The organism is Usitatibacter palustris (genome assembly GCF_013003985.1).
Taxonomy (GTDB): domain Bacteria; phylum Pseudomonadota; class Gammaproteobacteria; order Burkholderiales; family Usitatibacteraceae; genus Usitatibacter; species Usitatibacter palustris.
The window spans coordinates 3001340-3027132 of record NZ_CP053073.1 but is presented as its reverse complement, the minus strand read 5'-3'; the positions used below and the strand labels follow the sequence as shown (position 1 = coordinate 3027132).

General features: G+C 65.8%; 27 protein-coding genes and 1 tRNA gene. 23 read left to right on the top strand and 5 right to left on the bottom strand.

All coding sequences use genetic code 11. The features are described from left to right. Positions 1–2: 2 nt before the first annotated feature. The 7 genes from ftsH to pstB all read left to right on the top strand — a co-directional run bounded on the left by ftsH (position 3) and on the right by pstB (position 7961). Positions 3–1904: an ATP-dependent zinc metalloprotease FtsH gene (gene ftsH, locus DSM104440_RS14755; protein WP_171163935.1), complete on the top strand. Its 1902-nt coding sequence runs from the start codon at positions 3–5 to the stop codon at positions 1902–1904. A gap of 50 nt (positions 1905–1954) precedes the next feature. After that, positions 1955–2746: a dihydropteroate synthase gene (gene folP / locus DSM104440_RS14750; protein WP_171163933.1), complete on the top strand. Its 792-nt coding sequence runs from the start codon at positions 1955–1957 to the stop codon at positions 2744–2746. Next, positions 2743–4110 (top strand): phosphoglucosamine mutase, encoded by a 1368-nt coding sequence (glmM, locus tag DSM104440_RS14745; protein WP_171163931.1) that lies wholly within the window; start codon positions 2743–2745, stop codon positions 4108–4110. Before folP ends, glmM begins: the two co-directional genes overlap by 4 nt. Positions 4111–4193: 83 nt before the next feature. Then, positions 4194–5237: a phosphate ABC transporter substrate-binding protein PstS gene (pstS, locus tag DSM104440_RS14740; protein WP_171163929.1), complete on the top strand. Its 1044-nt coding sequence runs from the start codon at positions 4194–4196 to the stop codon at positions 5235–5237. A 64-nt stretch (positions 5238–5301) separates the two neighbouring features. Further along, positions 5302–6327: a phosphate ABC transporter permease PstC gene (gene pstC, locus DSM104440_RS14735; protein WP_171163927.1), complete on the top strand. Its 1026-nt coding sequence runs from the start codon at positions 5302–5304 to the stop codon at positions 6325–6327. Further along, positions 6324–7157 (top strand): phosphate ABC transporter permease PstA, encoded by an 834-nt coding sequence (gene pstA, locus DSM104440_RS14730; RefSeq protein ID WP_171163925.1) that lies wholly within the window; start codon positions 6324–6326, stop codon positions 7155–7157. Before pstC ends, pstA begins: the two co-directional genes overlap by 4 nt. A gap of 15 nt (positions 7158–7172) precedes the next feature. Then, positions 7173–7961: a phosphate ABC transporter ATP-binding protein PstB gene (gene pstB, locus DSM104440_RS14725; protein WP_171163923.1), complete on the top strand. Its 789-nt coding sequence runs from the start codon at positions 7173–7175 to the stop codon at positions 7959–7961. 10 nt (positions 7962–7971) lie between these two features. On the opposite strand, the gene DSM104440_RS14720 is transcribed toward pstB, so the two are convergent. From DSM104440_RS14720 to DSM104440_RS14700, 5 genes are all read right to left on the bottom strand, one after another. Then, positions 7972–8466, bottom strand: a complete 495-nt coding sequence (locus tag DSM104440_RS14720; protein ID WP_171163921.1) for an arsenate reductase ArsC — start codon at positions 8464–8466, stop codon at positions 7972–7974. A gap of 92 nt (positions 8467–8558) precedes the next feature. Then, positions 8559–9602 carry an ACR3 family arsenite efflux transporter gene (gene arsB / locus DSM104440_RS14715; protein ID WP_171163919.1) on the bottom strand — a complete coding sequence of 348 codons (1044 nt, stop codon included), beginning with the start codon at positions 9600–9602 and terminating at the stop codon, positions 8559–8561. Further along, positions 9599–10777: an MFS transporter gene (locus DSM104440_RS14710; protein ID WP_212758090.1), complete on the bottom strand. Its 1179-nt coding sequence runs from the start codon at positions 10775–10777 to the stop codon at positions 9599–9601. The genes arsB and DSM104440_RS14710 overlap by 4 nt, the downstream gene beginning before the upstream one ends. Before the next feature lie 23 nt (positions 10778–10800). Then, positions 10801–12264 (bottom strand): NAD(P)-binding domain-containing protein, encoded by a 1464-nt coding sequence (locus DSM104440_RS14705; RefSeq protein ID WP_171163917.1) that lies wholly within the window; start codon positions 12262–12264, stop codon positions 10801–10803. After that, entirely contained in the window at positions 12261–12614 is a 354-nt protein-coding gene (locus DSM104440_RS14700) for an ArsR/SmtB family transcription factor (RefSeq protein WP_171163916.1), read from the bottom strand. The genes DSM104440_RS14705 and DSM104440_RS14700 overlap by 4 nt, the downstream gene beginning before the upstream one ends. Positions 12615–12742: 128 nt before the next feature. Here DSM104440_RS14700 and tpiA point away from each other — a divergent pair, with 128 nt between their 5' ends. The 16 genes from tpiA (at position 12743) to nuoL (ending at position 25789) form a co-directional block, all read left to right on the top strand. Beyond that, complete coding sequence (gene tpiA, locus DSM104440_RS14695) at positions 12743–13504, top strand: triose-phosphate isomerase (RefSeq protein ID WP_171163915.1); 762 nt, start codon at positions 12743–12745, stop codon at positions 13502–13504. Positions 13505–13515: 11 nt separating this feature from the next. Then, positions 13516–13899 carry a preprotein translocase subunit SecG gene (secG, locus tag DSM104440_RS14690; protein ID WP_171163914.1) on the top strand — a complete coding sequence of 128 codons (384 nt, stop codon included), beginning with the start codon at positions 13516–13518 and terminating at the stop codon, positions 13897–13899. A gap of 33 nt (positions 13900–13932) precedes the next feature. After that, positions 13933–14017, top strand: a tRNA-Leu gene (locus DSM104440_RS14685). Positions 14018–14028: 11 nt separating this feature from the next. Beyond that, positions 14029–14397, top strand: coding sequence for an NADH-quinone oxidoreductase subunit A (locus DSM104440_RS14680; RefSeq protein WP_171163913.1), 369 nt, complete (start codon positions 14029–14031; stop codon positions 14395–14397). After that, positions 14388–14879, top strand: a complete 492-nt coding sequence (locus tag DSM104440_RS14675; RefSeq protein ID WP_246212014.1) for a NuoB/complex I 20 kDa subunit family protein — start codon at positions 14388–14390, stop codon at positions 14877–14879. Before DSM104440_RS14680 ends, DSM104440_RS14675 begins: the two co-directional genes overlap by 10 nt. Positions 14880–14881: 2 nt before the next feature. Continuing rightward, positions 14882–15487 (top strand): NADH-quinone oxidoreductase subunit C, encoded by a 606-nt coding sequence (locus DSM104440_RS14670; RefSeq protein ID WP_171163912.1) that lies wholly within the window; start codon positions 14882–14884, stop codon positions 15485–15487. Then, positions 15487–16740, top strand: coding sequence for an NADH-quinone oxidoreductase subunit D (locus DSM104440_RS14665; RefSeq protein ID WP_171163910.1), 1254 nt, complete (start codon positions 15487–15489; stop codon positions 16738–16740). The genes DSM104440_RS14670 and DSM104440_RS14665 overlap by 1 nt, the downstream gene beginning before the upstream one ends. Next, entirely contained in the window at positions 16737–17231 is a 495-nt protein-coding gene (locus tag DSM104440_RS14660) for a cupin domain-containing protein (protein WP_171163908.1), read from the top strand. Before DSM104440_RS14665 ends, DSM104440_RS14660 begins: the two co-directional genes overlap by 4 nt. 2 nt (positions 17232–17233) lie before the next feature. Next, positions 17234–17713 (top strand): NADH-quinone oxidoreductase subunit NuoE, encoded by a 480-nt coding sequence (gene nuoE / locus DSM104440_RS14655; RefSeq protein WP_212758089.1) that lies wholly within the window; start codon positions 17234–17236, stop codon positions 17711–17713. A 2-nt stretch (positions 17714–17715) separates the two neighbouring features. Continuing rightward, positions 17716–19044 (top strand): NADH-quinone oxidoreductase subunit NuoF, encoded by a 1329-nt coding sequence (gene nuoF / locus DSM104440_RS14650; RefSeq protein WP_425509661.1) that lies wholly within the window; start codon positions 17716–17718, stop codon positions 19042–19044. A 2-nt stretch (positions 19045–19046) separates the two neighbouring features. After that, positions 19047–21299 (top strand): NADH-quinone oxidoreductase subunit NuoG, encoded by a 2253-nt coding sequence (gene nuoG / locus DSM104440_RS14645; RefSeq protein WP_171163904.1) that lies wholly within the window; start codon positions 19047–19049, stop codon positions 21297–21299. Positions 21300–21319: 20 nt separating this feature from the next. Then, a complete protein-coding gene (gene nuoH, locus DSM104440_RS14640) occupies positions 21320–22405 on the top strand; it encodes an NADH-quinone oxidoreductase subunit NuoH (protein WP_212758354.1) in 1086 nt (361 codons plus the stop codon). Between the two features lie 2 nt (positions 22406–22407). Continuing rightward, positions 22408–22899 carry an NADH-quinone oxidoreductase subunit NuoI gene (nuoI, locus tag DSM104440_RS14635; protein ID WP_171163899.1) on the top strand — a complete coding sequence of 164 codons (492 nt, stop codon included), beginning with the start codon at positions 22408–22410 and terminating at the stop codon, positions 22897–22899. Beyond that, on the top strand, positions 22900–23487 hold the full coding sequence (locus DSM104440_RS14630) for an NADH-quinone oxidoreductase subunit J (protein WP_171163897.1): 588 nt from the start codon (positions 22900–22902) through the stop codon (positions 23485–23487). Beyond that, positions 23484–23789, top strand: coding sequence for an NADH-quinone oxidoreductase subunit NuoK (gene nuoK / locus DSM104440_RS14625; protein ID WP_171163895.1), 306 nt, complete (start codon positions 23484–23486; stop codon positions 23787–23789). The genes DSM104440_RS14630 and nuoK overlap by 4 nt, the downstream gene beginning before the upstream one ends. Positions 23790–23791: 2 nt before the next feature. Beyond that, positions 23792–25789 carry an NADH-quinone oxidoreductase subunit L gene (gene nuoL / locus DSM104440_RS14620; protein WP_171163893.1) on the top strand — a complete coding sequence of 666 codons (1998 nt, stop codon included), beginning with the start codon at positions 23792–23794 and terminating at the stop codon, positions 25787–25789. The last annotated feature ends 4 nt before the right edge of the window (positions 25790–25793 follow it).

Below are 25793 nucleotides of genomic sequence, written 5' to 3'. Positions count from 1 at the left end.
ACTTGAACAACACCCTCCGTACCGTGATGGTCTGGCTTGTGATCGGCGTGATCCTCACGATGGTCTTCATGCAGGTCGGCAGCCGCCAGGCGGGTGCGGGTGTCGTGGACTACACGACGTTCATGGACGAAGCGCGCCAGGGCCGTGTCGAGAAGGTGAAGCTCGACGGCAACCGCACGCTCAAGGTGACCGGCCGCGACGCCAAGACCTACACGGTCTACTCGCCCGGATTCATGGACCCCTGGATGGTCGGCGATCTCATGAAGGCCGGCGTCAAGGTCGAGGTCAAGGCCGAAGAGGAGCCCTCGCTCCTCATGAACATCTTCGTTTCGTGGTTCCCGATGCTGCTGCTCATCGGCGTGTGGATCTTCTTCATGCGCCAGATGCAGGGCGGCGGCCGCGGCGGCGCGTTCTCGTTCGGCAAGAGCCGCGCGCGCATGCTCGACGAAAACCAGAACCAGGTCACGTTCGCCGACGTGGCGGGCGTGGATGAAGCCAAGGAAGAAGTCGGCGAGCTCGTCGACTTCCTGCGCGATCCCACCAAGTTCCAGAAACTCGGCGGCCGCATTCCGCGCGGCGTGCTGATGGTGGGCAACCCCGGCACGGGCAAGACGCTCCTCGCGCGCGCGATCGCGGGCGAGGCGAAGGTGCCGTTCTTCTCGATCTCGGGCTCGGACTTCGTCGAGATGTTCGTCGGCGTCGGTGCCGCGCGCGTGCGCGACATGTTCGAGCAGGCGAAGAAGAACGCGCCGTGCATCGTGTTCATCGACGAAATCGACGCGGTCGGCCGCCAGCGCGGCGCGGGCCTCGGCGGTGGCAACGACGAGCGCGAGCAGACGCTCAACCAACTCCTCGTCGAGATGGATGGCTTCGAGGGCAACTCGGGCGTGATCGTCGTCGCCGCCACGAACCGCCCCGACGTGCTCGATCCCGCGCTGATGCGCCCGGGCCGCTTCGACCGCCAGGTCGTGGTGCCGCTCCCGGACATCCGCGGCCGCGAGCAGATCCTCCTCGTCCACATGCGCAAGGTTCCGATCGCGCCCGACGTGGATGCGAACATCATCGCGCGCGGCACGCCCGGCATGTCCGGCGCGGACCTCGCCAACATCGTGAACGAAGCGGCGCTGTTCGCCGCGCGCGGGCAGAAGCGCCTCGTCGACATGGACGACTTCGAAGAGGCCAAGGACAAGATCTACATGGGTGCGGCGCGCAAGTCCATGGTGATCACGCCCGAAGACAAGAAGAAGACCGCGTACCACGAGTCGGGGCACGCGATCATCGGCAGCAGCCTTCCGGGATGCGATCCCGTGCACAAGGTCACCGTGATCCCGCGCGGCCGCGCGCTGGGCGTGACGTGGGCGATGCCCGAGGTGGACCGCTTCAGCCTGTACAAGGACCAGATGCTCGCGCAGATCGCGATGCTCTTCGGCGGCCGCGTGGCCGAGGAGATCTTCGTGGGCAACGTGTCGACGGGTGCGTCCAATGACTTCGAACGGGCCACGAACATCGCCCGCGAGATGGTCACGCGCTACGGCATGTCGGATGCGCTCGGCCCGATGGTCTACGGCGAGAACGAAGGCGAGGTCTTCCTCGGCCGTTCGATCACGACGCACAAGAACATGTCGGACGCGACCATGCAGAAGGTCGATCAGGAGATCCGCCGGATCATCGACGAGCAGTACGCGCTCGCGAAGAAGATCCTCACCGAGAACCGCGACAAGGTCGAGGCCATGACCGCGGCGCTGCTCGAGTGGGAGACGATCGACTCGAACCAGATCGCCGACATCATGGCCGGCAAGTCGCCGCGTCCGCCCAAGCCGGTCCAGAAGCCCACCCCGCCCGACAGCGGCCCGCGCGGTGGCACCGCGGCCCCTCCGGCTCCCACGCCGGCGGAGAGCGCCTGACGGTCCTGCGCTGCGGCGAGCATTCGCTCGCCCTCGACCGCCCCCTCGTCATGGGGGTGGTCAACGTCACCGCGGATTCCTTTTCCGACGGCGGCCTGTTCCTCGAAACCACTCGCGCGATCGACCACGGGCTGCGTCTTCGTGAAGAAGGCGCGGACCTCGTCGATGTCGGCGGCGAGTCCACGCGTCCCGGCGCGCTACCGGTTCCTCTCGATGAAGAGCTGCGACGGGTAATCCCTGTCGTGGAGGCTTTGGTTCGCGAGAACGTGCCGGTGTCGGTCGATACGCTCAAGCCTGAAGTCATGCGCGCCGCGCTCGATGCGGGCTGTGCGATGGTGAACGACGTGAACGGCTTTCGCGCGCCCGGCGCGATCGAGGCGGTCGCCGCTTCGAAAGCCGCCGTCTGCGCGATGCACATGCAGGGAAAGCCCGCGACGATGCAGGCCGATCCGCGCTACGGCGACGTGCTCGCGGAAGTGGCCGCATTCCTGTCGGAACGTGCGCTCGCGCTGGAAGCAGCCGGCGTCGCACGCGAATCCATCGTGCTCGATCCCGGTTTCGGTTTCGGCAAGACACTCGAGCACAACCTGGCGCTGTTTCGCGGGTTGCCGCGACTCGCGGCGCTCGGTTACCCGGTTCTCGTCGGTGTATCGCGCAAGCGCCTGATCGGCGATCTCACGGGGCGCCCCGTCGCCGAGCGCGTCGCGGGCAGCGTTGCGGCGGCCCTGCTCGCCGTGCAGAATGGCGCGAGCCTCGTGCGCGTGCACGACGTCAAGGAAACGGTCGATGCGCTCAGGGTTTGGCTCGGCCTGAACTGTCCCATCGCTCCCCCGAAAAAATGACTCGCAAATACTTCGGCACGGATGGCATTCGCGGCAGGGTCGGCATCGCGCCGATCACGCCGGACTTCGTCCTCCGGCTCGGTTACGCCGCGGGCAAGGTGCTCTCGCGCGCCGACGTGGCACCCCCGCATCGCGACCGTCCCGCGGTGCTCATCGGCAAGGACACAAGGCTTTCGGGCTACATGCTCGAGTCCGCGCTCGAAGCGGGGCTCTCGACGGCCGGCGTGGACACGCTGCTGCTCGGCCCCATGCCCACGCCCGCGGTCGCGTTCCTCACGCGCGCGTTGCGCCTGTCCGCGGGCATCATGATTTCCGCCTCGCATAACCCGTTCGAAGACAACGGCATCAAGTTCTTCTCGGCCGAGGGCGTGAAGTTGCCCGACGCCGTGGAAAGCGAGATCGAGGCCGCGCTCACCGAGCCGATGACGCCGCCTGCGCCCGCGAGCCTCGGCAAGGCCGAGCGCGTGCACGACGCCGAGGGCCGCTACCTCGAGTTCTGCAAGCAGACGTTCCCGAAGGAGCGCTCGCTGCGCGGGGTGAAGCTGGTCGTCGATTGCGCGCACGGCTCCAACTATCGCGTCGGTCCGCGCGTCTTCCAGGAGCTCGGCGCCGAAGTGGTCGCGATCGGCGACCGGCCCAACGGCACGAACATCAACGCCGGTTTCGGCGCGACCTCGCCGCAGACGCTCGCGAAGGCCGTGGTCGAGCACCAGGCCGATTTCGGCATCGCGTTCGATGGCGACGGCGATCGCCTGGCCATGGCCGATCACGATGGCCGTCTCTTCGACGGCGACCAGCTCCTCTATGCGATCGTGAAGCATCGCCATGCGACCGGCGTGTTGCGCGGGGGCGTGGTGGGCACGCTGATGACCAACTTCGCGCTCGAGCAGCGCCTGCGCGAGATGAAGATCGGCTTCGAGCGCGCCAAGGTCGGCGATCGCTACGTGCTCGAGCTGCTGGTGGAAAAAGGCTGGGAGTGCGGCGGCGAGAACTCCGGCCATCTCCTTTGCCTCGACCGCCATTCGACCGGCGACGCGATCATCTCCGCGCTGCAGGTCCTCGCCGCGCTGGTCGCGACCGGCCAGACCCTCGGCGACCTCACGCGCGATCTCACGCTGTTCCCGCAGAAGCTCGTGAACGTGAAGCTCGCGCGGGCCTTCGATGTCCAGGCGCCGCTCGTGCGCGAGGCGATCGCCGCGGCGGAAGCCTCGCTCGCCGGGCGTGGCCGCGTGCTGCTGCGTCCCTCGGGCACCGAGCCGGTCCTGCGCGTGATGGTGGAAGGCGAGGACGGCGCGCGTGTTTCCCGCCTCGCCGATGACATTGCCGCGGCCGTTCGCGCCGCCGACCAAGCCGCCGCCGCCTGATCGCCTGTCACGGGCCTGTCACAGTGCCTGCCTAAACTCCCGGCATCGCAAGGTTTTTCCTTTTGCCAATCCGGGAGTTCCAGATGATTACCATCCTCCGCAAGCAGGCCGCGGTTGCCCTCGTGGCGACCCTCGCCGCAGTTCCCGCGCTCGCCGCCGAGATCACCGGCGCCGGCGCATCCTTCCCGGCCCCGATCTACTCCAAGTGGGCCGATGCCTACTCCAAGGCCACGGGCAACAAGCTCAACTACCAGTCCATCGGTTCGGGCGGCGGCATCAAGCAGATCATCGCCAAGACGGTCGACTTCGGCGCCTCCGACGGCGTGATGTCCGCCGATGACCTGCAGAAGAACGGCCTCATGCAATTCCCGACGGTGATCGGTGGCGTGGTGCCGGTCGTGAACGTCCCCGGCATCCAGCCGGGCCAGCTGAAGATGACGGGCGATGTGCTCGCCAACATCTACCTGGGCAAGGTCGTGAAGTGGAACGACAAGGCGATCACCGACCTGAATCCCGGCGTGACGCTGCCCGATTCGGCGATCGCGGTCGTGCGCCGCGCCGACGGCTCGGGCACCACGTTCATCTTCACGAATTACCTCGCGAAGGTGAACGGCGAGTGGAAGGAAAAAGTGGGCGCGGGCACCGCGGTGCAGTGGCCCATCGGCCTGGGCGGCAAGGGCAACGAGGGCGTGTCGGCCTTCGTGCAGCGCATCCCCGGCGCCATCGGTTACGTCGAGTACGCGTATGCCAAGCAGAACAAGCTCGCGCACGCGCAGCTCAAGAACGCCGACGGCCACTTCGTGCAGCCCGACGACCTCACGTTCAAGGCGGCCGCCGCGAATGCGGACTGGGCCGGCGAGAAGTTCGGCGTGGTCCTCACGGAACAGAAGGGCAAGGATGCCTGGCCGATCACGGGTGCCACGTTCATCCTGATGCACGTGAAGCAGGAGAAGTCGCAGCAGGGCGCCGAGGCGCTCAAGTTCTTCGAGTGGGCCTACAAGAACGGCGCAAAGATGGCCCAGGACCTCGACTATGTGCCGCTGCCCGAGGCGGTGACGAAACAGATCATGGCCTCCTGGGCTAACATCAAGGATGCCTCCGGCAAGACCGTCCACGCCGCCCGCTGAGTCCGCGCCGACCTCCGAAGGCCGGGCGGGCGACCGTCCGGCCTTCCCGCACGAAGGCACTGCCATGAGCACCGACGCATCGGCCCTCTCCGGGGGCGCCCTGGGAGAAGAAGGCCGCGCCACCACTCGGCCGCCGGCGGGTCCGTCACGCGTGAAGCACACCACGCTCGGCGACACGATCTTCCAGAACCTGACGCGGGGCTTTGCGGCCCTCGTGCTGCTGATGCTGGCAGGCATCATCATCTCGCTGGTCTACGGAAGCTGGCCCTCGATCCAGAAGTTCGGGCTGTCCTTCATCACGTCGAGCGAGTGGAATCCGCCGGCCGAACGCTTCGGCGCGCTGATCCCGATCTACGGCACGCTCGTCACCTCCGCGATCGCGCTGATCATCGCCGTGCCCGTGAGTTTCGGCATCGCGGTCTTTCTCACGGAGCTTTCGCCTGCGTGGCTGCGCCGTCCGCTCGGAACGGCGATCGAGCTCCTCGCCGCGATCCCGTCGATCGTCTACGGCATGTGGGGCCTGCTCATCTTCGCGCCGATGTTCTCGAAGTACATCCAGCCCGCGCTCAATTCGACGCTCGGGCAGGTGCCGGTCCTCGGCAAGCTGTTCAGCGGGCCGCCGCTGGGCATCGGCCTGCTCTGCGCCGGCGTGATCCTCGCGATCATGATCATCCCGTTCATCGCGGCCGTGATGCGCGACGTGTTCGAAGTCACGCCGGCGATGTTGAAGGAGTCGGCGTATGGCGTCGGCGGAACGACCTGGGAAGTGGTCTGGAACGTGGTGCTGCCCTATACGAAGATCGGCGTGGTTGGCGGCGTGATGCTCGGCCTGGGCCGCGCGCTGGGCGAGACGATGGCCGTGACGTTCGTGATCGGCAACACCAACTTCCTCAACAGCGTGTCGCTCAACGAGCCGGGCAACAGCATCACCTCCGCGCTCGCCAACGAATTCGGCGAAGCCGGCCCCGGCCTGCACACCGCCGCGCTGATCGAGCTGGGCCTGATCCTCTTCCTCATCACCTTCGTGGTGCTCGCGGCCTCGAAGCTGCTGCTCATGCGGCTGGCCAAGGGCGAGGGCAAGAAGACATGAACCTGCACCAGCGACGCTACTTCACCAACAAGGTCGTGCTCGCGCTCTCGCTGGCCGCGATGGCCTTCGGCGTCTTCTGGCTCGCGTGGATCCTCTGGACGACGATCTCGCTGGGCGTCTCAGGACTTTCGCTCACGCTCTTCACCGAGATGACGCCGCCGCCGGGCTCCGCCGGTGGCCTTGCGAACGCGATCGTGGGGAGCCTCATCATGGTGGGTCTCGCGACACTCATCGGCACGCCCATCGGCATCCTCGCGGGCGTGTACCTCGCCGAGTACGGGATGAACGACTGGCTGGGCAACGCGACACGATTCATCAACGACATCCTGCTGTCGGCCCCGTCGATCGTGATCGGTCTCTTCGTCTACGCGTTCTTCGTGGCACAGGTGGGCAAGTTCTCCGGGCTCGCGGGCGTGATCGCGCTGGCCCTCATCGTGATCCCCGTGGTCGTGCGCACTACCGAGAACATGCTGCTGCTCGTGCCCAACAGCCTGCGCGAGGCCGTCTACGCGCTCGGCGCGCACAAATGGCAGGTGATCATGAAGGTGACGATCCGCGCTTCGCAGGCGGGTATCGTCACCGGCATCCTGCTCGCGGTCGCGCGCATCGCGGGCGAAACCGCACCGCTCCTCTTCACGTCGCTCTCGAACCAGTTCTGGAGCGTCGACCTCACCGAGCCGATGGCGAACCTGCCGGTGACGATCTTCAAGTTCGCGATGAGCCCGTTCACCGATTGGCAACAGCTCGCGTGGGCCGGCGTCTTCCTGATCACGCTGGGCGTGCTGGGCATCAACATCCTGGCGCGCGCGCTGTTCCGCAACAAACTCTGAGTTCGCGAGAAAACCATGAATGACGCCTCCGTCCCGCCCCAGGCCGCGCTCAAGACCGAAGTCCAGTTCAAGGACTTCAACTTCTACTACGGGAAGTTCCACGCGCTGAAGAACATCAACCTCGACATCTACAAGGGCGAGGTCACGGCTTTCATCGGCCCGTCGGGCTGCGGCAAGTCGACGCTGCTGCGCACGATCAACCGCATGTACGACCTCTATCCCGAGCAGCGTGCGGCGGGAGAGCTGCGCCTGGACGGCCGCAACATCCTCGACAAGGACGTCGACATCTACGACCTGCGCGCGCGCGTCGGGATGGTCTTCCAGAAGCCCACGCCGTTCCCGATGTCGATCTACGAGAACATCGCCTTCGGCGTGCGCCTGCACGAGCGCCTCTCGCGGCCGCAGATGGACGAACGCGTCGAGTGGGCATTGAAGAAGGCGGCGCTCTGGGAAGAAGTGAAGGACAAGCTGCAGCAATCGGGCATGAGCCTGTCGGGCGGCCAGCAGCAGCGCCTGTGCATTGCCCGAGGCATCGCGGTGAAGCCGCAGGTGCTGCTCCTCGACGAGCCCACCTCCGCGCTCGATCCGATCTCGACCCTCAAGATCGAAGAGCTCATCTCGGATCTCTCGGGCGAGTTCACGATCGTGATCGTCACGCACAACATGCAGCAGGCGGCGCGGGTCTCGGCGTACACCGCCTACATGTACCTCGGCGACCTGGTGGAGTACGGGCAGACCGACAAGATCTTCCTCAAGCCCGACAAGAAGGAAACCGAGGACTACATCACGGGCCGCTTCGGCTAGCGCGCCGGCGTCATCGCGCGCCGATTTCGCGGAGCCGCTGCTGCAGGGCGAGTCGGTCGAGGCTGCGAAGCGGGAGGTTCGTGAACAGCGAAATTCGCCGCTGCATCACGGCGTAGGCTTCGAGGAATGCCTTTCGCTTCTCGTCATCGGTGCCATCCACGGCCGCTGGGTCGGGAATCCCCCAATGCGCAGTGACGGGTTGTCCGGGCCATACGGGACAAACTTCGGCACCCGCCGAATCGCAGACGGTGAAGACGAAATTCATCGCAGGCGCATCCGGGCGCGCGAACTCGTCCCAGCTCTTGCTGCGCAGGCCTTCAACCGGGATTCCGTTCTTCGCGAGCAACTCGAGAGCAAGGGGATTGACGGTGCCGTTGGGATAGCTTCCGGCGCTGAAGGCCCTGAAGCGATCTGCGCCCGCCGCGTTGAGGATGGCTTCACCCAGGATCGAGCGCGCGGAGTTGCCGGTGCACAGGAAGAGGACGTTCCAGGTTCTTTCGGTCATGACTGCGGCGATCCGTTGGCGAAAGTGGAAATTCTATGAACGCAGGATGACGGCTTCGTGACGGTAACGTCGTGAGCCGGCACTCGCGGCCCTCATGGCAACCTGGATCGGCCAGGGAGTCCGCGCTCGTACCAGTCCTTCGTCCTGCCGACGACGCGAACGACGGCGAGCATCACCGGCACTTCGACGAGGACGCCCACCACGGTGGCCAGCGCGGCTCCCGAGTTGAGCCCGAACAGGGTGATCGCCGCGGCTACCGCCAGTTCAAAGAAGTTGCTCGCGCCGATCAGGCTCGACGGGCCGGCCACGCAGTGCGCAACACCCAGGCGCCGGTTGAGCAGGTAGGCCAGCCCTGAATTGAAGAACACCTGGAAGAGGATCGGCACCGCGAGCAGCGCGATCACCACGGGCTGGCGCAGGATCGCCTCGCCCTGGAAGCCGAATAACAGGACGAGCGTGGCAAGCAAGGCGCCGATCGACAAGGGGCCGAGCGTCGCGAGGGTGGCGCGGTAAACGGTCTCGCCTCGCGCAAGAAGCCACTTGCGCCAGGCCTGCGCCAGCAGGACCGGGATCACGACGTAGAGCACCACCGAGGCGAACAGCGTGTCCCACGGAATCGTGATGCTCGACAGGCCCAGCAGCAGGGCCACGATCGGTGCGAACGCCACGATCATGATCGCGTCATTGAGCGCGACCTGCGAGAGCGTGAACTGCGCGTCTCCGCGACACAGTTCGCTCCAGACGAAGACCATCGCGGTGCAGGGAGCGGCGGCGAGCAGGATCAGCCCGGCGATGTAGCTGTCGATCTGGTCGGCCGCGAGCCATGGGGAGAAGAGGTGGCGGATGAACACCCATCCGAGCAGCGCCATCGAGAACGGCTTGACGGCCCAGTTGATGAACAACGTCACGCCGATTCCGCGCCAATGCGCGCCCACCTCGTGCAACTTGCCGAAGTCCACCTTCAGCAGCATCGGCACGATCATCACCCAGATCAGCGCGCCCACCGGCAGGTTCACCTTCGCGTACTCGAGCCGGCCGATCGCGGCAAACGCTGCAGGGAAGACCTGCCCGAGGCCGATGCCGGCGACGATGCAGATCGCGACCCAGAGCGTGAGGTAGCGCTCGAATAGGCTCATGGATGGCGGCCTGCTCGCGGGCGCAACGCCATCACGTAGCTGGCCATCGCGCCCATGGCCACCATCGAGACCGCGGAGAGTGCCGCGTTGCGGGTGAGCCCGAGGGCAAGCAGGCCCGAGAAGGCCGCCGGGGCGAGGGCCTTGGCGTAGAAACCCGCGCTCGAAAGGTGGCCGAGCAGGCGTCCGAGGCCCTCGCGCCCGAAGATCTCCGCAGGAGCGGTGCCCTTCACGATGGTGAGCACGCCGTTGCCGCAGCCGTAGGCAACCACGAACACGATCGCGGCGATGCCGAATCCTTCTACCGAAACGAGCGCGACGAGGGCCAGCAGCATCAAGGCGAACGCGGTGATTCCCACCGTGACGGCGCGTACGCGTCCGGAGAGGCTCAGTTCGATCACGCGGCCGGCAACCTGCATCGGACCCACCAGCATCGAAACCGTGACGGCCTGCGCCGGAGTCAGGCCCGCGGACGTGAGCAGTGGGATGAGGTGTACTGCGATCACGCCGAAGACAAAAGTCGCGAAGGCAAAACTGATCGTCAGCCAGGCCAACCGGCTGTCACGCTCCGCGCCGGTCCTTGGCGAGGCTTCTTCGGCGGATGTCTTGTCTGCAGGCCCCGGGACCCGCTTGCTCAGGTAATTCGGGACGAACATTCGGTGAATGGGTAGACACATGAAGGCGTGCATGCCGGCGTAGATGCCGAGCGTTGCACGCCAGCCCCAGGCTTCCAGCAGCAAGTGCGACAGCGGCCAGAACACCGTGCTCGCGAAACCTCCGAAGAGCGTCAGCGCAGTCACGGCCTTGCGATATCGGTCGCCGGTGTGCTGGCTCAGCGTCGCGAATGCAGGATCGTAGAGGCAACAAGCCATCGCGGCCCCGGCGACCAGCCAGCCGGTCACGAGAACGGCCGGATGATTCGCGACGGCGAGGATCGCGAAGGCAATGACCGCAAGGATGGAGCCCACCGAGAGCACGAAGCGCCCGCCGCGCTTGTCGATCATGCGTCCAGCCCAGGGAGCCAGTGTTCCCGACACGAGCAGGCTGCCCGTGAACGTCGTGAACAGGAACAGCTCGCTCACATCCAGGTCCTTGCGCATCGCGGGCCCGAGGACGCCGATCGAGTAGAAGAGGCTTCCCCATGAAACGATCTGGGCGATGCCCAGCATCGAGATCATCGGGCCGAGACGCGGCACTGCGTTCAAAGAGTGGACGCCTTCTCTCCCGTCTCACGTGTCTTCGCCGGCCCGCAGCCGCATCCCGATGCGCCACTGTCCTTCGCGACTTCATCCTTCACGCAGCAGGCATCGGCGCGCTTCACCGGGGGTCCGCCGCAGCACGACGACTTGGGCGCGGGTTCGACCTTGGCTGCTTTCGTGCAGCACGCGCTCGAATCCTCCGACCATTGCGTGGAACACACGCCGGTCTCGGGAAGCTCGAGCTGCACGTCGTCCGCCGCGGCCATGTCGCCCGCGATCGCTGCCACGACCGACCGCGCCTGTTCGAAGCCGGTCGCCATCAGGAAGTTGGTCGCGCGCCCGTAGCTCTTCGCGCCGAGCGCGTAGTAGCCCTTTTCCGGATGGGCGAGCTCGCGATGGCCGTGCGGCCGCACCGTACCGCAGCTGTGGACGTTGGGGTCGATCAGCGGCGCGAGCGCTTCGGTGCTTTCGATCCACGGGTCGAGCTTCACGCGAAGCTCGGAGGCGAGCGAGAAATCGGGCCGCGCGCCCGTGGCGACGATGACTTCCTCGATGTCGTGAACCGCATACCGCGCGGATTCGTTCTTCATGCCCTCGATCGTGAAGCCGTGCGCGCCGGAGCGGACGGCGGAGATCTTGAAGTCCGCGTGGACGTGGAGGCGTCCCGTGTCGCGCAGGTTCTTCACCCGCGCTCCGAGCGCGCCGCGAGCCGGCAGGCCATCGTTGGAACCACCGCCCAGGATCCGTTCGAAGTTGTGGCCCCGCAGCGCCCAATGCACTTCCGTACCTTGCGCCTCTTCAGCGAGCTTCGTCAGCGCGATGAGGGTTCCGATCGCGGAATGCCCGGCGCCTGCGACGAGCACGCGCTTGCCCGCATAGCGCGCACGTTGCGTGCCGAGGACATCGGGCATTCCGTAGGCGAAATGAGCGGCGTGTTCGCGCTCTCCTTCCGCGGGAAGGCCGTTCGCGCCCAAAGGGTTCGGCGTCGACCAGGTGCCGGTCGCATCGATGACGGCGGAGGCGAGGACATCGCGCGTTCCGTCCGCGGTGGTGACGCGGATAAGGAAGGGTGCGTGCTCGCGACCCGCGGTCTTGAGTTTGTCGAAGCCCGCGCGCGCAACGTGAACCACGCGATGCTCGAGGCGCACGAAGGGCGCGATCGCGGGAAGCTGCGACAGCGGGCGAAGGTACTCATCGATCACTTCGCCACAGGTGGGAAGCTTGTCGAGCTCCGGCTCCAGCCAGCCTTCCGCGGTGAGCAGGGCACGGGCGGCCTTGTCGATGTTGTAGCGCCAGGGGGAAAAGAGCGCGACGTGGCGAGTCGATTCAAAGTGTTCGGCGATGCGCGCGCCCGACTCGAACACGAGGAACGGCAGCCCTCTCGCGGCGAGGTGAGCGGCGGCGGCGAGTCCCACAGGGCCGGCGCCCAGGATCGCGGTCGGATGGGCGGACAGGTCTCTCTTCATGACGGGGTTCCTTCGCAAGCGCCGACAGGTTCGCAACACGCGTCGGTCGCGGGGTCGGCGGCGGCGATCCCTCGACAGCAGTTCTCGGTGAGAAACCCGAGCAGCGCGCTCATCTGGTCGTAGTCGGCCGTGTAGATCACGAACCGCGACTGGGCGCGGCTCGTCACGAGACCCGCCTGCGCAAGTTCCTTCAGGTGGAAAGACAGGGTGGGGAGTGCGACGCCCAGCGCCTCGGCGATTCGACCGGCCGCAAGCCCCTCCGAGCCGGCACGGACCAGCAATCGAAAGACGGCGAGTCGCGTTTCCTGGGAAAGCGCGCTGAGGGCGCGAACGGCGTGGCTTGAGTCCATAGTTTGATAGTTATGGAAATGTCGAAACGTGTCAACCCCCGGTGTGGCCCCAATAGCGGGCGCTCACCCAAATTGACCCCCCATGCTGCGTCGCGGTAAAATCGTTTGGTTTCAGGGAACACCAAGCGATGCGGGCCAAATTCGTCGTCGGAAACTGGAAGCTCAACGGCAGCCTTTCCGCCAATGAGGCCCTCCTCGAAGCGGTGCTCCCCGGAGTGCAGAAGGCGGGGAATCGGCAGTGCGCGGTCTGCGTGCCGGCTCCTTACCTGTCGCAGGTGAAGTCCCTCCTGGAAGGAACGGCGCTGGCCTGGGGTTCCCAGGACGTCAGCGCGCATGACAAGGGGGCCTACACCGGCGAAGTGTCGGGGCCGATGCTGAAGGAATTCGGCTGCAGCCTTGCGATCGTGGGGCATTCGGAGCGCCGGACGCTTTTCGGTGACACGGATGCGGTCGTGGTGGAGAAATTCATCGCGGCGCGCCGGGCGGGGCTCACGCCGATCTTCTGCGTGGGTGAAACCCTCGCGGAACGCGAGCAGGGCGTGACCGAGAAGGTCCTCGCCCGACAGGTGGACGCGCTGCTGGACAAGGTGGGCGCGGCAGGAGTCGATGGCGCGATCGTGGCTTACGAGCCCGTCTGGGCGATCGGAACCGGAAAGACGGCCACGTCAGCACAGGCCGATGAAGCACAAGCATTCATTCGCGCGCGGGTAGCGGCGCGCGATGCGGCGGTAGCGGGCAGGCTTCCGATCCTCTACGGGGGAAGCGTGAAGGGCTCGAATGCCGCGGAGTTGTTCGCGATGCCCAATGTCGACGGAGGACTGGTCGGCGGCGCGTCGCTGGTGGCGGAAGATTTCGTGGCGATCTGGCGCGCAGCCGTCGCTGCAAACTGAAAGGCAAGAAGATGCATACCGTCGTACTCGTTTTGCATGTGCTGGCCGCGATCTCGATCACGGCCCTGGTGCTCATGCAGCACGGCAAGGGCGCCGACATGGGCGCCGCGTTCGGCAGCGGTTCCGCGGGAAGCCTGTTCGGCTCCGCGGGCGCGGCCAATTTCCTTTCGCGCTCGACCGCGGTGCTGGCTGCCGTGTTCTTCGCGACGAGCCTCGGCCTGACCTATTTCTCGGGCGTGCCCGGGAAGTCGGGCGGGGTGACGCAGTCGATCGGCGGTGAAGTGCCGAAGGCGCCCGAAGCTCTGAAGACCGATGTCAAACCGGCGGCGCCTGCTTCCTCGGCTCCCGCGTCACCGGCCCCCGCCGACTCCAAGTCGACGGACATCCCGAAGTAAAGGTAAAGCATTCCTCGCAACATCCAAGCAGTCGCCGTCGTGGTGGAATTGGTAGACACGCCGTCTTGAGGGGGCGGTGCCGAAAGGCGTAAGAGTTCGAGTCTCTTCGACGGCACCAATCACAACAGCATGCTCGAGAACTACTTCCCTGTCCTGCTGTTCCTGGCCATCGGCGCCGCTGTCGGCGTTGGTGGAATCGTTGCCAGCGGGGCGCTGTCGCGCCTCTCGGGCGACTATCACCCCGACTCGGCGAAGCTCTCGCCCTTCGAGTGCGGGTTCGAGGCGTTCGAGGACGCGCGCATGAAGTTCGACGTGCGCTACTACCTCGTCGCCATCCTCTTCATTCTGTTCGACCTGGAAATCGCCTTCCTCTTCCCCTGGGCCATCGTGCTCCAGGAGATCGGCTGGTTCGGCTTCTGGGCGATGATGATCTTCCTCGCGATCCTCGTGGTCGGCTTCATCTACGAGTGGAAGAAAGGAGCGCTCGAATGGGAGTGATGCGCGAAGGCGCGCTTGGCGACCAGGGCTTCCTGGTCACGCAAGTCGACACCGTCCTCAACTGGGCGCGGACCAATTCGCTGTGGCCGATGACCTTCGGCCTCGCCTGCTGCGCCGTGGAAATGATGCACGCCGGCGCGGCGCGCTATGACCTCGACCGCTTCGGCATCGTCTTCCGCCCGAGCCCGCGCCAGTCCGACCTGATGATCGTGGCCGGCACGCTGTGCAACAAGATGGCGCCGGCGCTGCGCCGCGTCTACGACCAGATGGCCGAGCCGCGCTGGGTGCTCTCGATGGGCTCGTGCGCCAACGGCGGCGGCTACTACCACTACTCCTACTCCGTCGTGCGCGGCTGCGATCGCATCGTGCCCGTCGACGTCTACGTGCCCGGCTGCCCGCCCACGGCGGAAGCGCTGGTCTACGGCTTGATCCAGCTGCAGAACAAGATCAAGCGCGTGCACACGATCTCGCGCCGCAAGTGACCATGGCCGAAGACCTCGCGACCCTGCAGGCATCCCTCGGCACCGCGCTCGGCGCGCGGCTGAAGGGCCAGGTCGTCTATCGTGGCCAGCTCACGATCGAGGTGGCGCCCGCGGATCTCGTCGCCGCGGCGACGATCCTCCGCGACGATCCCGCGCTGGCGTTCACGATCCTCATCGACCTCATCGGCATGGATTACGAGGGTTTCGGCGAGGGGTCGTACGAGGGCAGCCGCTTCGCGATCGTCTACAACCTGCTGTCGATATCGCAGAACCAGCGCGTTCGCGTGAAGGTGTTCGCCGATTCCGCTGATTTTCCCGGCGTCGATACGCTCGTGGGCGTGTGGCCCTCGGCCAACTGGTTCGAGCGCGAGGCCTTCGACCTCTACGGCATCGTCTTCAAGGGCCACCCGGATCTCCGCCGCATCCTCACCGACTACGGCTTCGTGGGGCATCCGTTCCGCAAGGACTTCCCCATCTCCGGGTACGTCGAGATGCGCTACGACGACAAGCAGAAGCGCGTGATTTACCAGCCCGTGTCCATCGAGCCGCGCGAGATCGTGCCGCGCGTCATCCGTGAAGACGCCTACGGCGACTCGGGGAAGAAATAATGGCCGAGATCCGCAACTACACGATGAACTTCGGGCCGCAGCATCCGGCGGCCCACGGCGTGCTGCGCCTGGTGCTCGAGCTCGACGGCGAAGTGATCCAGCGCGCCGATCCGCACATCGGCCTGCTCCACCGCGCCACGGAGAAGCTCGCCGAGACGCGCACCTACATCCAGACCGTGCCGTACATGGATCGCCTCGACTACGTGTCGATGATGTCCAACGAGCACGCGTACGTGATGGCGATCGAGAAGCTGCTCGAGCTCGATGTGCCGCTGCGCGCGCAATACATCCGCGTGATGTTCGACGAGATCACGCGCATCCTCAATCACCTGCTCTGGCTCGGCGCGCATGCGCTCGACGTCGGCGCGATGACGGTCTTCCTCTACGCCTTCCGCGAGCGCGAAGACCTCATGGATTGCTACGAAGCGGTCTCGGGCGCGCGCATGCACGCGGCGTACTACCGCCCGGGCGGGGTGTATCGCGATCTTCCCGAGAAGATGCCGCAGTACCTGCCCTCGCACGTGAGGAACGCGGCCGAGATCAAGCGCCTCAACGAGAACCGCGGGGGTTCGCTGCTCGACTTCATCGAGGATTTCACCAAGCGCTTCCCCGGCTACGTGGACGACTACGAGACGCTGCTCACCGACAACCGCATCTGGAAGCAGCGCACGGTGGGCATTGGTGTGGTCACGCCGGAGCGCGCGCAGGCGCTGGGCTTCACGGGCCCGATGCTCCGCGGCTCGGGCATTGCGTGGGACCTGCGCAAGAAGCAGCCCTACGAGGTCTACGACAAGATGGACTTCGACATCCCCGTGGGCAAGACCGGGGATTGCTACGACCGCTACCTGGTTCGCGTGCAGGAAATGCGCGAGTCCAACCGCATCATCCAGCAGTGCATCGACTGGCTCCGGAAGAACCCCGGCCCGGTCATCACCTCGAACCACAAGGTCGCCCCGCCTTCGCGCGAGGAGATGAAGACCTCGATGGAAGAGCTGATCCACCACTTCAAGCTCTTCACCGAAGGCTTCCACGTGCCGCCGGGCGAAGCGTATGCGGCGGTCGAGCATCCGAAGGGCGAGTTCGGGATCTTCCTGGTCTCCGACGGCGCGAACAAGCCGTGGCGCGTGAAGATTCGCGCTCCGGGCTTTCCGCACCTCGCGGCCCTCGACGAGATCGCCAAGGGCCACATGATCGCCGACGTCGTGGCCATCATCGGGACGATGGACATCGTGTTCGGGGAGATCGATCGATGATCAAGCGGGTCATCGATACGAAGGTCGTCAACCTCGATGAGCTGAAGCTCGAGAAGTTCTCGGCTGTCGGCGGCAAGTTCGAGGGCGAGTCCGCGCGCATCGGCCAGCTCCTCGGCGCGAAGGAACTCGGCTATTCGTACGACGTGGTCCAGCCCGGCAAGGTCTCCTGCCCGTTCCACAGCCACGCCGCCGAGGAAGAAATGTTCTTCATCGTGAAGGGCACCGGCACGCTGCGCTACGGAACCGAGACGCGGAAGGTTCGCGCCGGCGATGTCATCTGCTGTCCCGTGGGCGGCCCCGATACGGCGCACCAGCTGGTCAACGATTCCAATGCGGAGCTCGCGTACATCTCGGTGTCGACGATGATGCCCGCCGAAGTCTGCGAGTACCCCGATTCGAAGAAGATCGGCGCGTACGGCGGCAATTCACCGAGCCGCCTCAAGCACATGACGATGGCCAACGCGGCCGTCGATTACTGGAAGGACGAATAAGCATGGGCCTGCTCTCCTCCGGCTCCCTGCAGCGCATCGAGCGCGAAGCGGCGAAGTATCCGCCCGAGCAGCGCCAGTCGGCCGTGATGAGCGCGCTCGCCATCGCGCAGGACGAGCACCAGTGGCTCTCCAACGAATTGATGGAGGAAGTCGCGAAGGTCCTCGGCATGGCGCCGGTGGCCGTGTATGAAGTCGCGACCTTCTACAACATGTACAACCGCGCCCCCGCGGGCCGGCACAAGATCACCGTCTGCACGAACCTCCCGTGCGCGCTCTCCGGTGGCGTCGATGCCGCCGAGCATTTGAAGCACAAGCTGGGCGTGGGATTCAACGAGACCACCGCCGACGGCCGCTTCACGCTGAAGGAAGGCGAGTGCATGGGGGCGTGCGGCGATGCGCCGGTGCTCATCGTGAACAACAAGCGCATGTGCAGCTTCATGAGCCACGAGAAGCTGGACAAGCTGATCGAGGAACTCAAATGACGATGCTCGACTACGGTCCGGACGCCGTCATCATGAAGGGCCTGGACGGCGCCAACTGGCACCTCAAGGACTACGAGGCGCGCGGCGGCTACCAGGCGCTTCGCAAGATCGTGAACGAGAAGCTCACGCCCGACGCCGTCATCGCCGAGGTGAAGAAGTCGGCGCTGCGCGGGCGCGGCGGCGCAGGCTTCCCGACGGGCCTCAAGTGGTCCTTCATGCCCAAGAACTTCACCGGCCAGAAGTACATCGTCTGCAATTCGGACGAGGGCGAGCCGGGCACGTTCAAGGACCGCGACATCATCCGCTACAACCCGCACATCCTCATCGAAGGGATGATCATCGCGGGCTACTCGATTGGTGCCACCGTGGGCTACAACTACATCCACGGCGAGATCTGGAGCGAGTACGAGATCTTCGAGAAGGCGCTCGAGGAAGCGCGTGCGGCCGGCTATCTCGGCCGCAACGTCCTCGGCGGCGGATTCGATTTCGACCTCCACGCCCACCACGGCTACGGCGCGTACATCTGCGGCGAGGAAACGGCCCTGCTCGAGTCCCTCGAAGGCAAGAAGGGCCAGCCGCGCTTCAAGCCGCCGTTCCCCGCTAGCTATGGTTTGTATGGCAAGCCCACGACGATCAACAACACCGAGACGTTCGCCGCGGTGCCCTCGATCCTCGTGAATGGCGCCGACTGGTTCCTCGCGCAGGGCAAGCCCAACAACGGCGGCACGAAGATCTTCTCGATCTCGGGCCACGTGAACAAGCCGGGCAACTACGAGATCAAGCTGGGCACGCCGTTCGCGAAGCTGCTCGAGATGGCCGGCGGCATGCGCGGCGGCAAGAAACTGAAGGGCGTGATCCCGGGCGGCTCATCGATGCCGGTCCTCCCCGCCGACGTGATGATGGCGATGGACATGGATTACGACTCGATCGCCAAGGCCGGCTCGTTCCTGGGCTCCGGTGCGGTGATCGTGATGGACGAAGACACCTGCATGGTGAAGGCCGCCGAACGCCTGGCGTACTTCTACTTCGAAGAGTCCTGCGGGCAGTGCACGCCGTGCCGCGAAGGTACCGGCTGGCTCTACAGAATCATCAAGCGCATCGAGACGGGCGAGGGTCGTCCCGAGGATCTCGACCTGCTGCTCAACCTCGCCGACAACATCCAGGGCCGCACGATCTGCGCGCTGGGCGACGCCGCGGCCATGCCGGTGCGCGCGTTCGTGAAGGTATATCGCGAGGAATTCGAGCACCACATCCACAACAAGTGCTGCACGGTGAAGGCGGGCGGTTACAGCTCCGCGTCGCACGATGCGTCTCGAATGGCGGCGGACTGAACATGGCCATCAATCTGGAAATCGACGGCAAGGCGGTCCAGGTCGAAGGCGGCCAGACGGTGATGGATGCCGCCAACAAGCTCGGCATCTTCGTGCCGCACTTCTGCTATCACAAGAAGCTCACGATCGCGGCCAACTGCCGCATGTGCCTGGTTCAAGTGGAGAAGGCGCCCAAGCCGCTGCCGGCCTGCGCGACACCCGCCACCGAGGGCATGAAGGTCCAGACGCACTCCACGCAGGCCGTCGACGCGCAGAAGGGCGTGATGGAGTTCCTGCTGATCAACCATCCGCTCGATTGCCCGATCTGCGACCAGGGCGGCGAGTGCCAGCTGCAGGATCTCGCCGTGGGCTACGGCGGGTCGGCTTCGCGCTACCAGGAAGAAAAGCGCGTCGTCGTGAACAAGAACCTCGGCCCGCTCATCTCCACGGACATGACGCGGTGCATTCACTGCACGCGCTGCGTTCGCTTCGGCCAGGAAGTCGCCGGCATCATGGAGCTCGGCATGGCCGGGCGCGGCGAGCACGCCGAGATCCTCGCGTTCGTCGGCAAGACCGTGGACTCCGAAGTCTCGGGCAACATGATTGATCTCTGCCCCGTCGGCGCGCTGACCTCGAAGCCCTTCCGCTACACCGCGCGCTCGTGGGAGCTCTCGCGCCGCAAGTCGGTGGGCGCGCACGATTCGCTCGGCTCGAACCTCGTCGTGCAGGTGAAGCAGGACCGCGTGATGCGCGTGCTGCCGCTCGAGAACGAGTCGCTCAACGAATGCTGGATCTCCGACCGCGACCGCTTCGCCTATGAAGGCCTGAACGCCGAAGACCGCCTGCAGCGCCCGATGGTGCGGCGCGCGAGCGGCTGGGCCGAATGCGATTGGGCGGAAGCGCTCGACATCGCCGCGCGCGGCCTGAAGGATGCCGTCGCCAAGCACGGCCCCGAGGCGCTCGGCACGCTGCTCGCGCCCAACCTCAGCGTCGAAGAGTTCCACCTCGCCGCGAAGCTCGCGCGCGGCCTGGGCTCCGACAACGTGGACCACCGCGTGCGCCAGAGCGATTTCCGTGCGAAGCCTGCCGGTGCTCCGTGGCTCGGCATGCCGGTCTCCGACATCGCCTCGCTCAAGGGCGTGATGCTCGTGGGCTGCACGCTGCGCAAGGAACAACCGCTGCTCTCGACGCGCCTGCGCGCCGCGGCCAAGAAGGGCCTCGAAGTCCACGTGGTGCACGTGGTCGACGACGACCTCCTGATGCCGGTGGCGAGCCGGCGCATCGTGAAGCCCTCGACGCTCGTCGATGCGCTGCGCGACAGCGCCTCGCGCCTCGAAGGCGAAGGCCGCAAGGCGATCATCCTCGGCCACTACGCGCAGCAGCATCCCGATTTCGCGGCACTCCTCGCGACCGCGCACGAAATCGCGGGCAACACGGGCGCGACGGTTGGCATCCTTCCCGAAGGCGCGAACAGCGTGGGCGCGCATCTCGCCGGCGCCGTGCCCACGAAGGGCCTCGACGCGCACGCGATGATCAGTACGCCGCGCAAGGCCTACATCCTCGCCGGCCTTGAAGCCGACCTCGATTGCGCGCCCGGCGCAGGCAAGGCACTCGCGGGCGCGGAGTTCGTCGTCGCGCTCGCGGCTTATCGCAACCAGGCTTTCGATCACGCGCACGTCGTGCTGCCGATCGCGCCGTTCACCGAAACCGGCGGCACGTTCGTGAACATGGAAGGCCGCGCGCAGTCGTTCAACGCGGTGGTGAAGCCGCTGGGCGAATCGCGTCCCGCCTGGAAGGTCCTGCGCGTGCTCGGCCACATGCTGGGCCTCCCCGGCTTCGAAGCCGAGACGCTCGAAGCCGTTCGCGCGGGTATCGCACCTGACTTGCAGGCGTGGGCCACGAAGGGCCTCGGCAATACGGCACCCGGTTCGATCTCGCCCAAGGGCGGGGCCGGTGGGCTCGAACGCATCGTCGAAGTCCCGATCTACGCGACCGACGCGATCGTTCGCCGCTCGCAGCCGCTGCAGAAGACCACCGACGCGAAGAACGCCAGCGTGGCGCGCATGAGTGCCGCGACCTATGCGTCCCTGGGCCTCGGCGCGGGTGATCACGTGAAGCTGCGGCAGGGCGGCGGTGAAGCCATCCTCGCCGCCGCCATCGATGCCGCGGTGCCTGAGGGCTGCATCCGGGCCGCGCGTTCGATCGCCGAGACGGCGAGCCTGGGCGAAGGCCCGCTCTCCGCCGAGCGCATCGCCATGGAGCGCGCCGCGGAATGATCGAGATCTTCAACAACGTCATGACGACCGCCGAAGGCGGCTTCATGAGCACCTTCGGTCCGCAGTACGGCCCGACGGCGTGGACGTTCGCGAAGGCGCTGGCCGGCATCGTGATGGTGCTGGTACCCCTGCTGCTCACGGTCCTCTACTACCAGCTCGTCGAGCGCTGGGTCATCGGCTGGATCCAGGTGCGCAAGGGCCCGAACCGCGTGGGCTTCAAGGGCATCCTCCAGCCCATCGCCGATGCGATCAAGCTCCTCATGAAGGAGCAGATCATTCCGACGGGCGCCTCGAAGGGCCTGTTCCTGCTCGCGCCGATCATCGCCGTCGCTCCTGCGCTGGGCGTGTGGGCCGTGGTGCCCTTCGCGCCGGGCTGGGTGATCGCGAACGTCGACGCAGGATTGCTCGTCGTGCTGGCGCTCACCTCGATGGGCGTCTACGGAATCATCATCGCCGGCTGGGCCTCGAATTCGAAGTACGCCTTCATCGGCGCGCTGCGCTCGGCCGCGCAAGTCGTCTCGTACGAAATCGCGATGGGCTTCGCCCTCGTGGGCGCGCTCATGGCCGGCCAGAGCATGAACCTCACGCAGATCGTGATGCGCCAGGGCGGCGACTACGGGATGCTCGAGTGGTTCTTCATTCCGCTCTTCCCGCTGTTCATCGTGTACTTCATCGCGGGCCTCGCGGAAACGAACCGCCACCCGTTCGACGTCGCCGAGGGCGAGAGCGAAATCGTCGCGGGCTTCCACGTCGAGTACTCGGGCATGGCCTTCGCGGTGTTCTTCCTCGCGGAGTACGCCAACATGATCCTCGTGGGCGTGCTCGCGAGCGTGCTCTTCCTGGGCGGCTGGCTCTCGCCGTTCCCGGTGTCGTGGGGCTTCCTCGGCGCGCCCGGCATCTGGTGGTTCCTCGGGAAGATCGCGTTCTTCATGTTCGTGTTCCTGTGGATCCGCGCTTCCTTCCCGCGCTATCGCTACGACCAGATCATGCGGTTGGGCTGGAAGGTGTTCATCCCGATCACGCTGGTGTGGATCACGGTCGTGGGCGTGATGATGCTCGAGCCGCTCGCGAGCACGCCGCCGTTCTCGATCTGGTTCGGAAAGTGACCATGTTCAACCGCGCCCGCGAAATCGCGCAAAGCCTCATGCTCGGGGAGCTCGTGAAGGGCCTGCAGCTCACCGGTCGCCACCTGTTCGCCCGCAAGGTCACGGTGATGTTCCCCGAGGAGAAGACGCCCCAGGGGCCGCGCTTCCGCGGGCTGCACGCCTTGCGCCGCTATCCCAACGGGGAAGAGCGCTGCATCGCGTGCAAGCTGTGCGAGGCGGTGTGCCCGGCGCTGGCGATCACCATCGAATCCGAAGCCCGCGACGACGGCACGCGCCGCACGACGCGCTACGACATCGACCTCACGAAGTGCATCTTCTGCGGCTTCTGCGAGGAATCCTGCCCGGTCGATTCCATCGTCGAGACACGCATCCTCGAGTACCACGGGGAAGCGCGCGGCGACCTCTACTACACCAAGCCGATGCTGCTCGCGATCGGCGACCAGTACGAAGCGCAGATCGCGGCCGACCGTGCCGACGACGCGGCCTACCGCTAAATGACCCTCCAGCTCGCGATCTTCTATTTCTTCAGCGTGGTGCTCGTGCTGAGCGCGCTGCGCGTGATCACCGCACGCAACCCCGTGCACGCGGTGCTGTTCCTGGTCCTGTGCTTCTTCACGGCTTCGGCGATCTGGCTGCTGCTCTACGCGGAGTTCCTCGCCGTCACGCTGATCCTCGTCTACGTGGGCGCGGTGATGGTGCTGTTCCTGTTCGTCGTGATGATGCTCGACATCAATTTCGACAAGCTGCGCGAGGGCTTCTGGAAGCACCTGCCGCTCGCGGGTGGCCTGGGCCTGCTCATGGCGCTGGAGCTCGTACTCGTCCTTGGGTCGCGCGAGTTCTCGCGCGCGATCGGGCCGGGCGCGCCGCCGCCGGGCTACTCGAATACGCGTGAGCTCGGCCGCGTGATCTACACCGACTACGTCTTCCCCTTCGAGCTGGCCGCGGTGGTGCTGCTCGTGGCGATCGTGGCGGCCATCGCGCTGACCTACCGCCGCCGCAAGGAAACGAAGTACCAGGATCCGCGCATGCAGCTCGCGGCGACCAAGGCCGACCGCCTGACCATCGTGAAGGACGACCGATGATCCCGCTCAGCCACTTCCTGGTCCTCGGCGCGCTGCTGTTCGCGATCGGCGTCGTGGGCATCTTCCTCAACCGGAAGAACCTGATCGTGCTGCTCATGGCCATCGAGTTGATGCTGCTCGCCGTGAACATGAACTTCGTGGCGTTCTCGTACTTCCTGAACGACCTCTCCGGCCAGGTGTTCGTGTTCTTCATCCTCACGGTGGCCGCGGCTGAATCGGCCATCGGCCTCGCGATCCTCGTGGTGCTGTTCCGCAACCTGCGCTCGATCAACGTCGACGACCTCGGAAGTCTCAAGGGCTAGCCATGGACTTGATGACCCTTTCCCAGATCGCCGCATTCGCGCCCCTCGTCGGCGCCATCCTCGCGGGCTTCCTCGGCTGGAAGCTCGGCCGGTCGTTCTCGCACTGGGTGACGATCGTCTCCGTGCTGGTGTCGCTCATCGCATCGCTCGTCGCGTTCCAGCAGGTCATGGACGGTGGCCGCCTGAACGCCACGCTCTACACCTGGGCCGCGGGCGAAGGCTGGAGCCTGCAGGTGGGCTTCCTCATCGATCCGCTCACCGTGACCATGATGACGGTGGTCACGTTCGTGTCGCTGATGGTCCACGTCTACACCATCGGCTACATGGCCGAGGACCCGGGCTACCAGCGCTTCTTCTGCTACATCTCGCTGTTCACCTTCTCGATGATGATGCTGGTGATGGCGAACAACTTCCTGCAGCTGTTCTTCGGCTGGGAAGCGGTGGGCCTCGTCTCCTACCTCCTCATCGGCTTCTGGTTCACGCGCCCCACGGCGATCTACGCGAACCTCAAGGCCTTCCTGGTGAACCGGGTCGGGGACTTCGGTTTCCTGATGGGCATCGCCATCATCTTCATGATCTTCGGCACGCTCGACTACCAGCCGGTGTTCGAAGGCGCCAGGAAGTTCGCCGGCGCGCAGCTCTCGATCATCCCGGGCGTGCAGTGGTCGGCGCTCACGATCATCTGCATCGGTCTCTTCATCGGCGCGATGGGCAAGAGCGCGCAGTTCCCGCTGCACGTGTGGCTGCCGGATTCGATGGAAGGCCCGACGCCGATCTCCGCGCTGATCCACGCGGCGACGATGGTGACGGCGGGCATCTTCATGGTGGCGCGCATGTCGCCGCTGTTCGAGCTTTCGCAGACGGCGCTCACCTTCGTGGTGATCATCGGCTCGATCACGGCGTTCTTCATGGCGCTGATCGCGATCGTCCAGACGGACATCAAGCGCGTGGTCGCGTACTCGACGCTCTCGCAGCTGGGCTACATGACGATGGCGCTCGGCGCGGGCGCCTACTCGGTAGGCATCTTCCACCTGATGACGCACGCGTTCTTCAAGGCCGTGCTCTTCCTCGGCGCGGGCTCGGTGATCATCGCGATGCACCACGAGCAGGACATGCGCCGCATGGGCGGGCTCCGGAAGTACATGCCGATCACCTACTTCACGGTGCTGATCGGCGCGCTCGCTAACGCCGGCCTGCCGCCGTTCGCGGGCTTCTTCTCCAAGGATTCGATCATCGAGGCGCTGCACCTTTCGACCACGCCCGGCGCGCACTTCGCGTACTGGCTGGCGATGGCGGGTGTGTTCGTCGGTGGGTTGTATTCGTTCCGGTTGGTGTTCTTTGCATTCCATGGGAAGGAGCGCTTCCGCGAGGTACAGCATGAACACGGAGGGCACGGAGGACACGGAGAACATCATGAGGTGCATGAGCCGCACGAGTCGCCCTGGGTGGTGACGGTGCCGCTGGTGCTGCTCGCGATTCCTTCGGTGGTGATCGGCTGGCTCGCGATCGGCCCGATGCTCTACGGCGGCTACTTCGCCGAGTCGATCATGAAGACCGCCACGATGGCGGAGATGGCCAAGCACTTCCACGGCGCCGGCGCGATGGTCGTGCACGCGCTGACCACACTGCCGTTCTGGCTCGCGGTCGCGGGCGCCGGCACCGCTTACTACCTCTATATCCTGCGCCCGGACCTGCCGGCGGTGATCAAGGCGAAGTCGGGCGTGCTCGCCACCATCCTCGAGCGCAAGTACGGCTTCGACGATTTCAACGACTGGTTCTTCGCCGGCGGCGCACGCAAGCTCGGCGGGGCCTTCTGGCAGTGGGGCGACAGGACCGTCATCGACGGGATCATGGTGAACGGGACGGCCCGGCTGATCGGCTGGACCGCGGGGATCGTGCGGCAAGTGCAGACCGGTTACGTCTACCACTACGCCTTCACGATGATCATCGGCGTGTTCGTGTTGCTCACGCTGTGGTACTGGAAAGACAAACTCCTCTAACAAG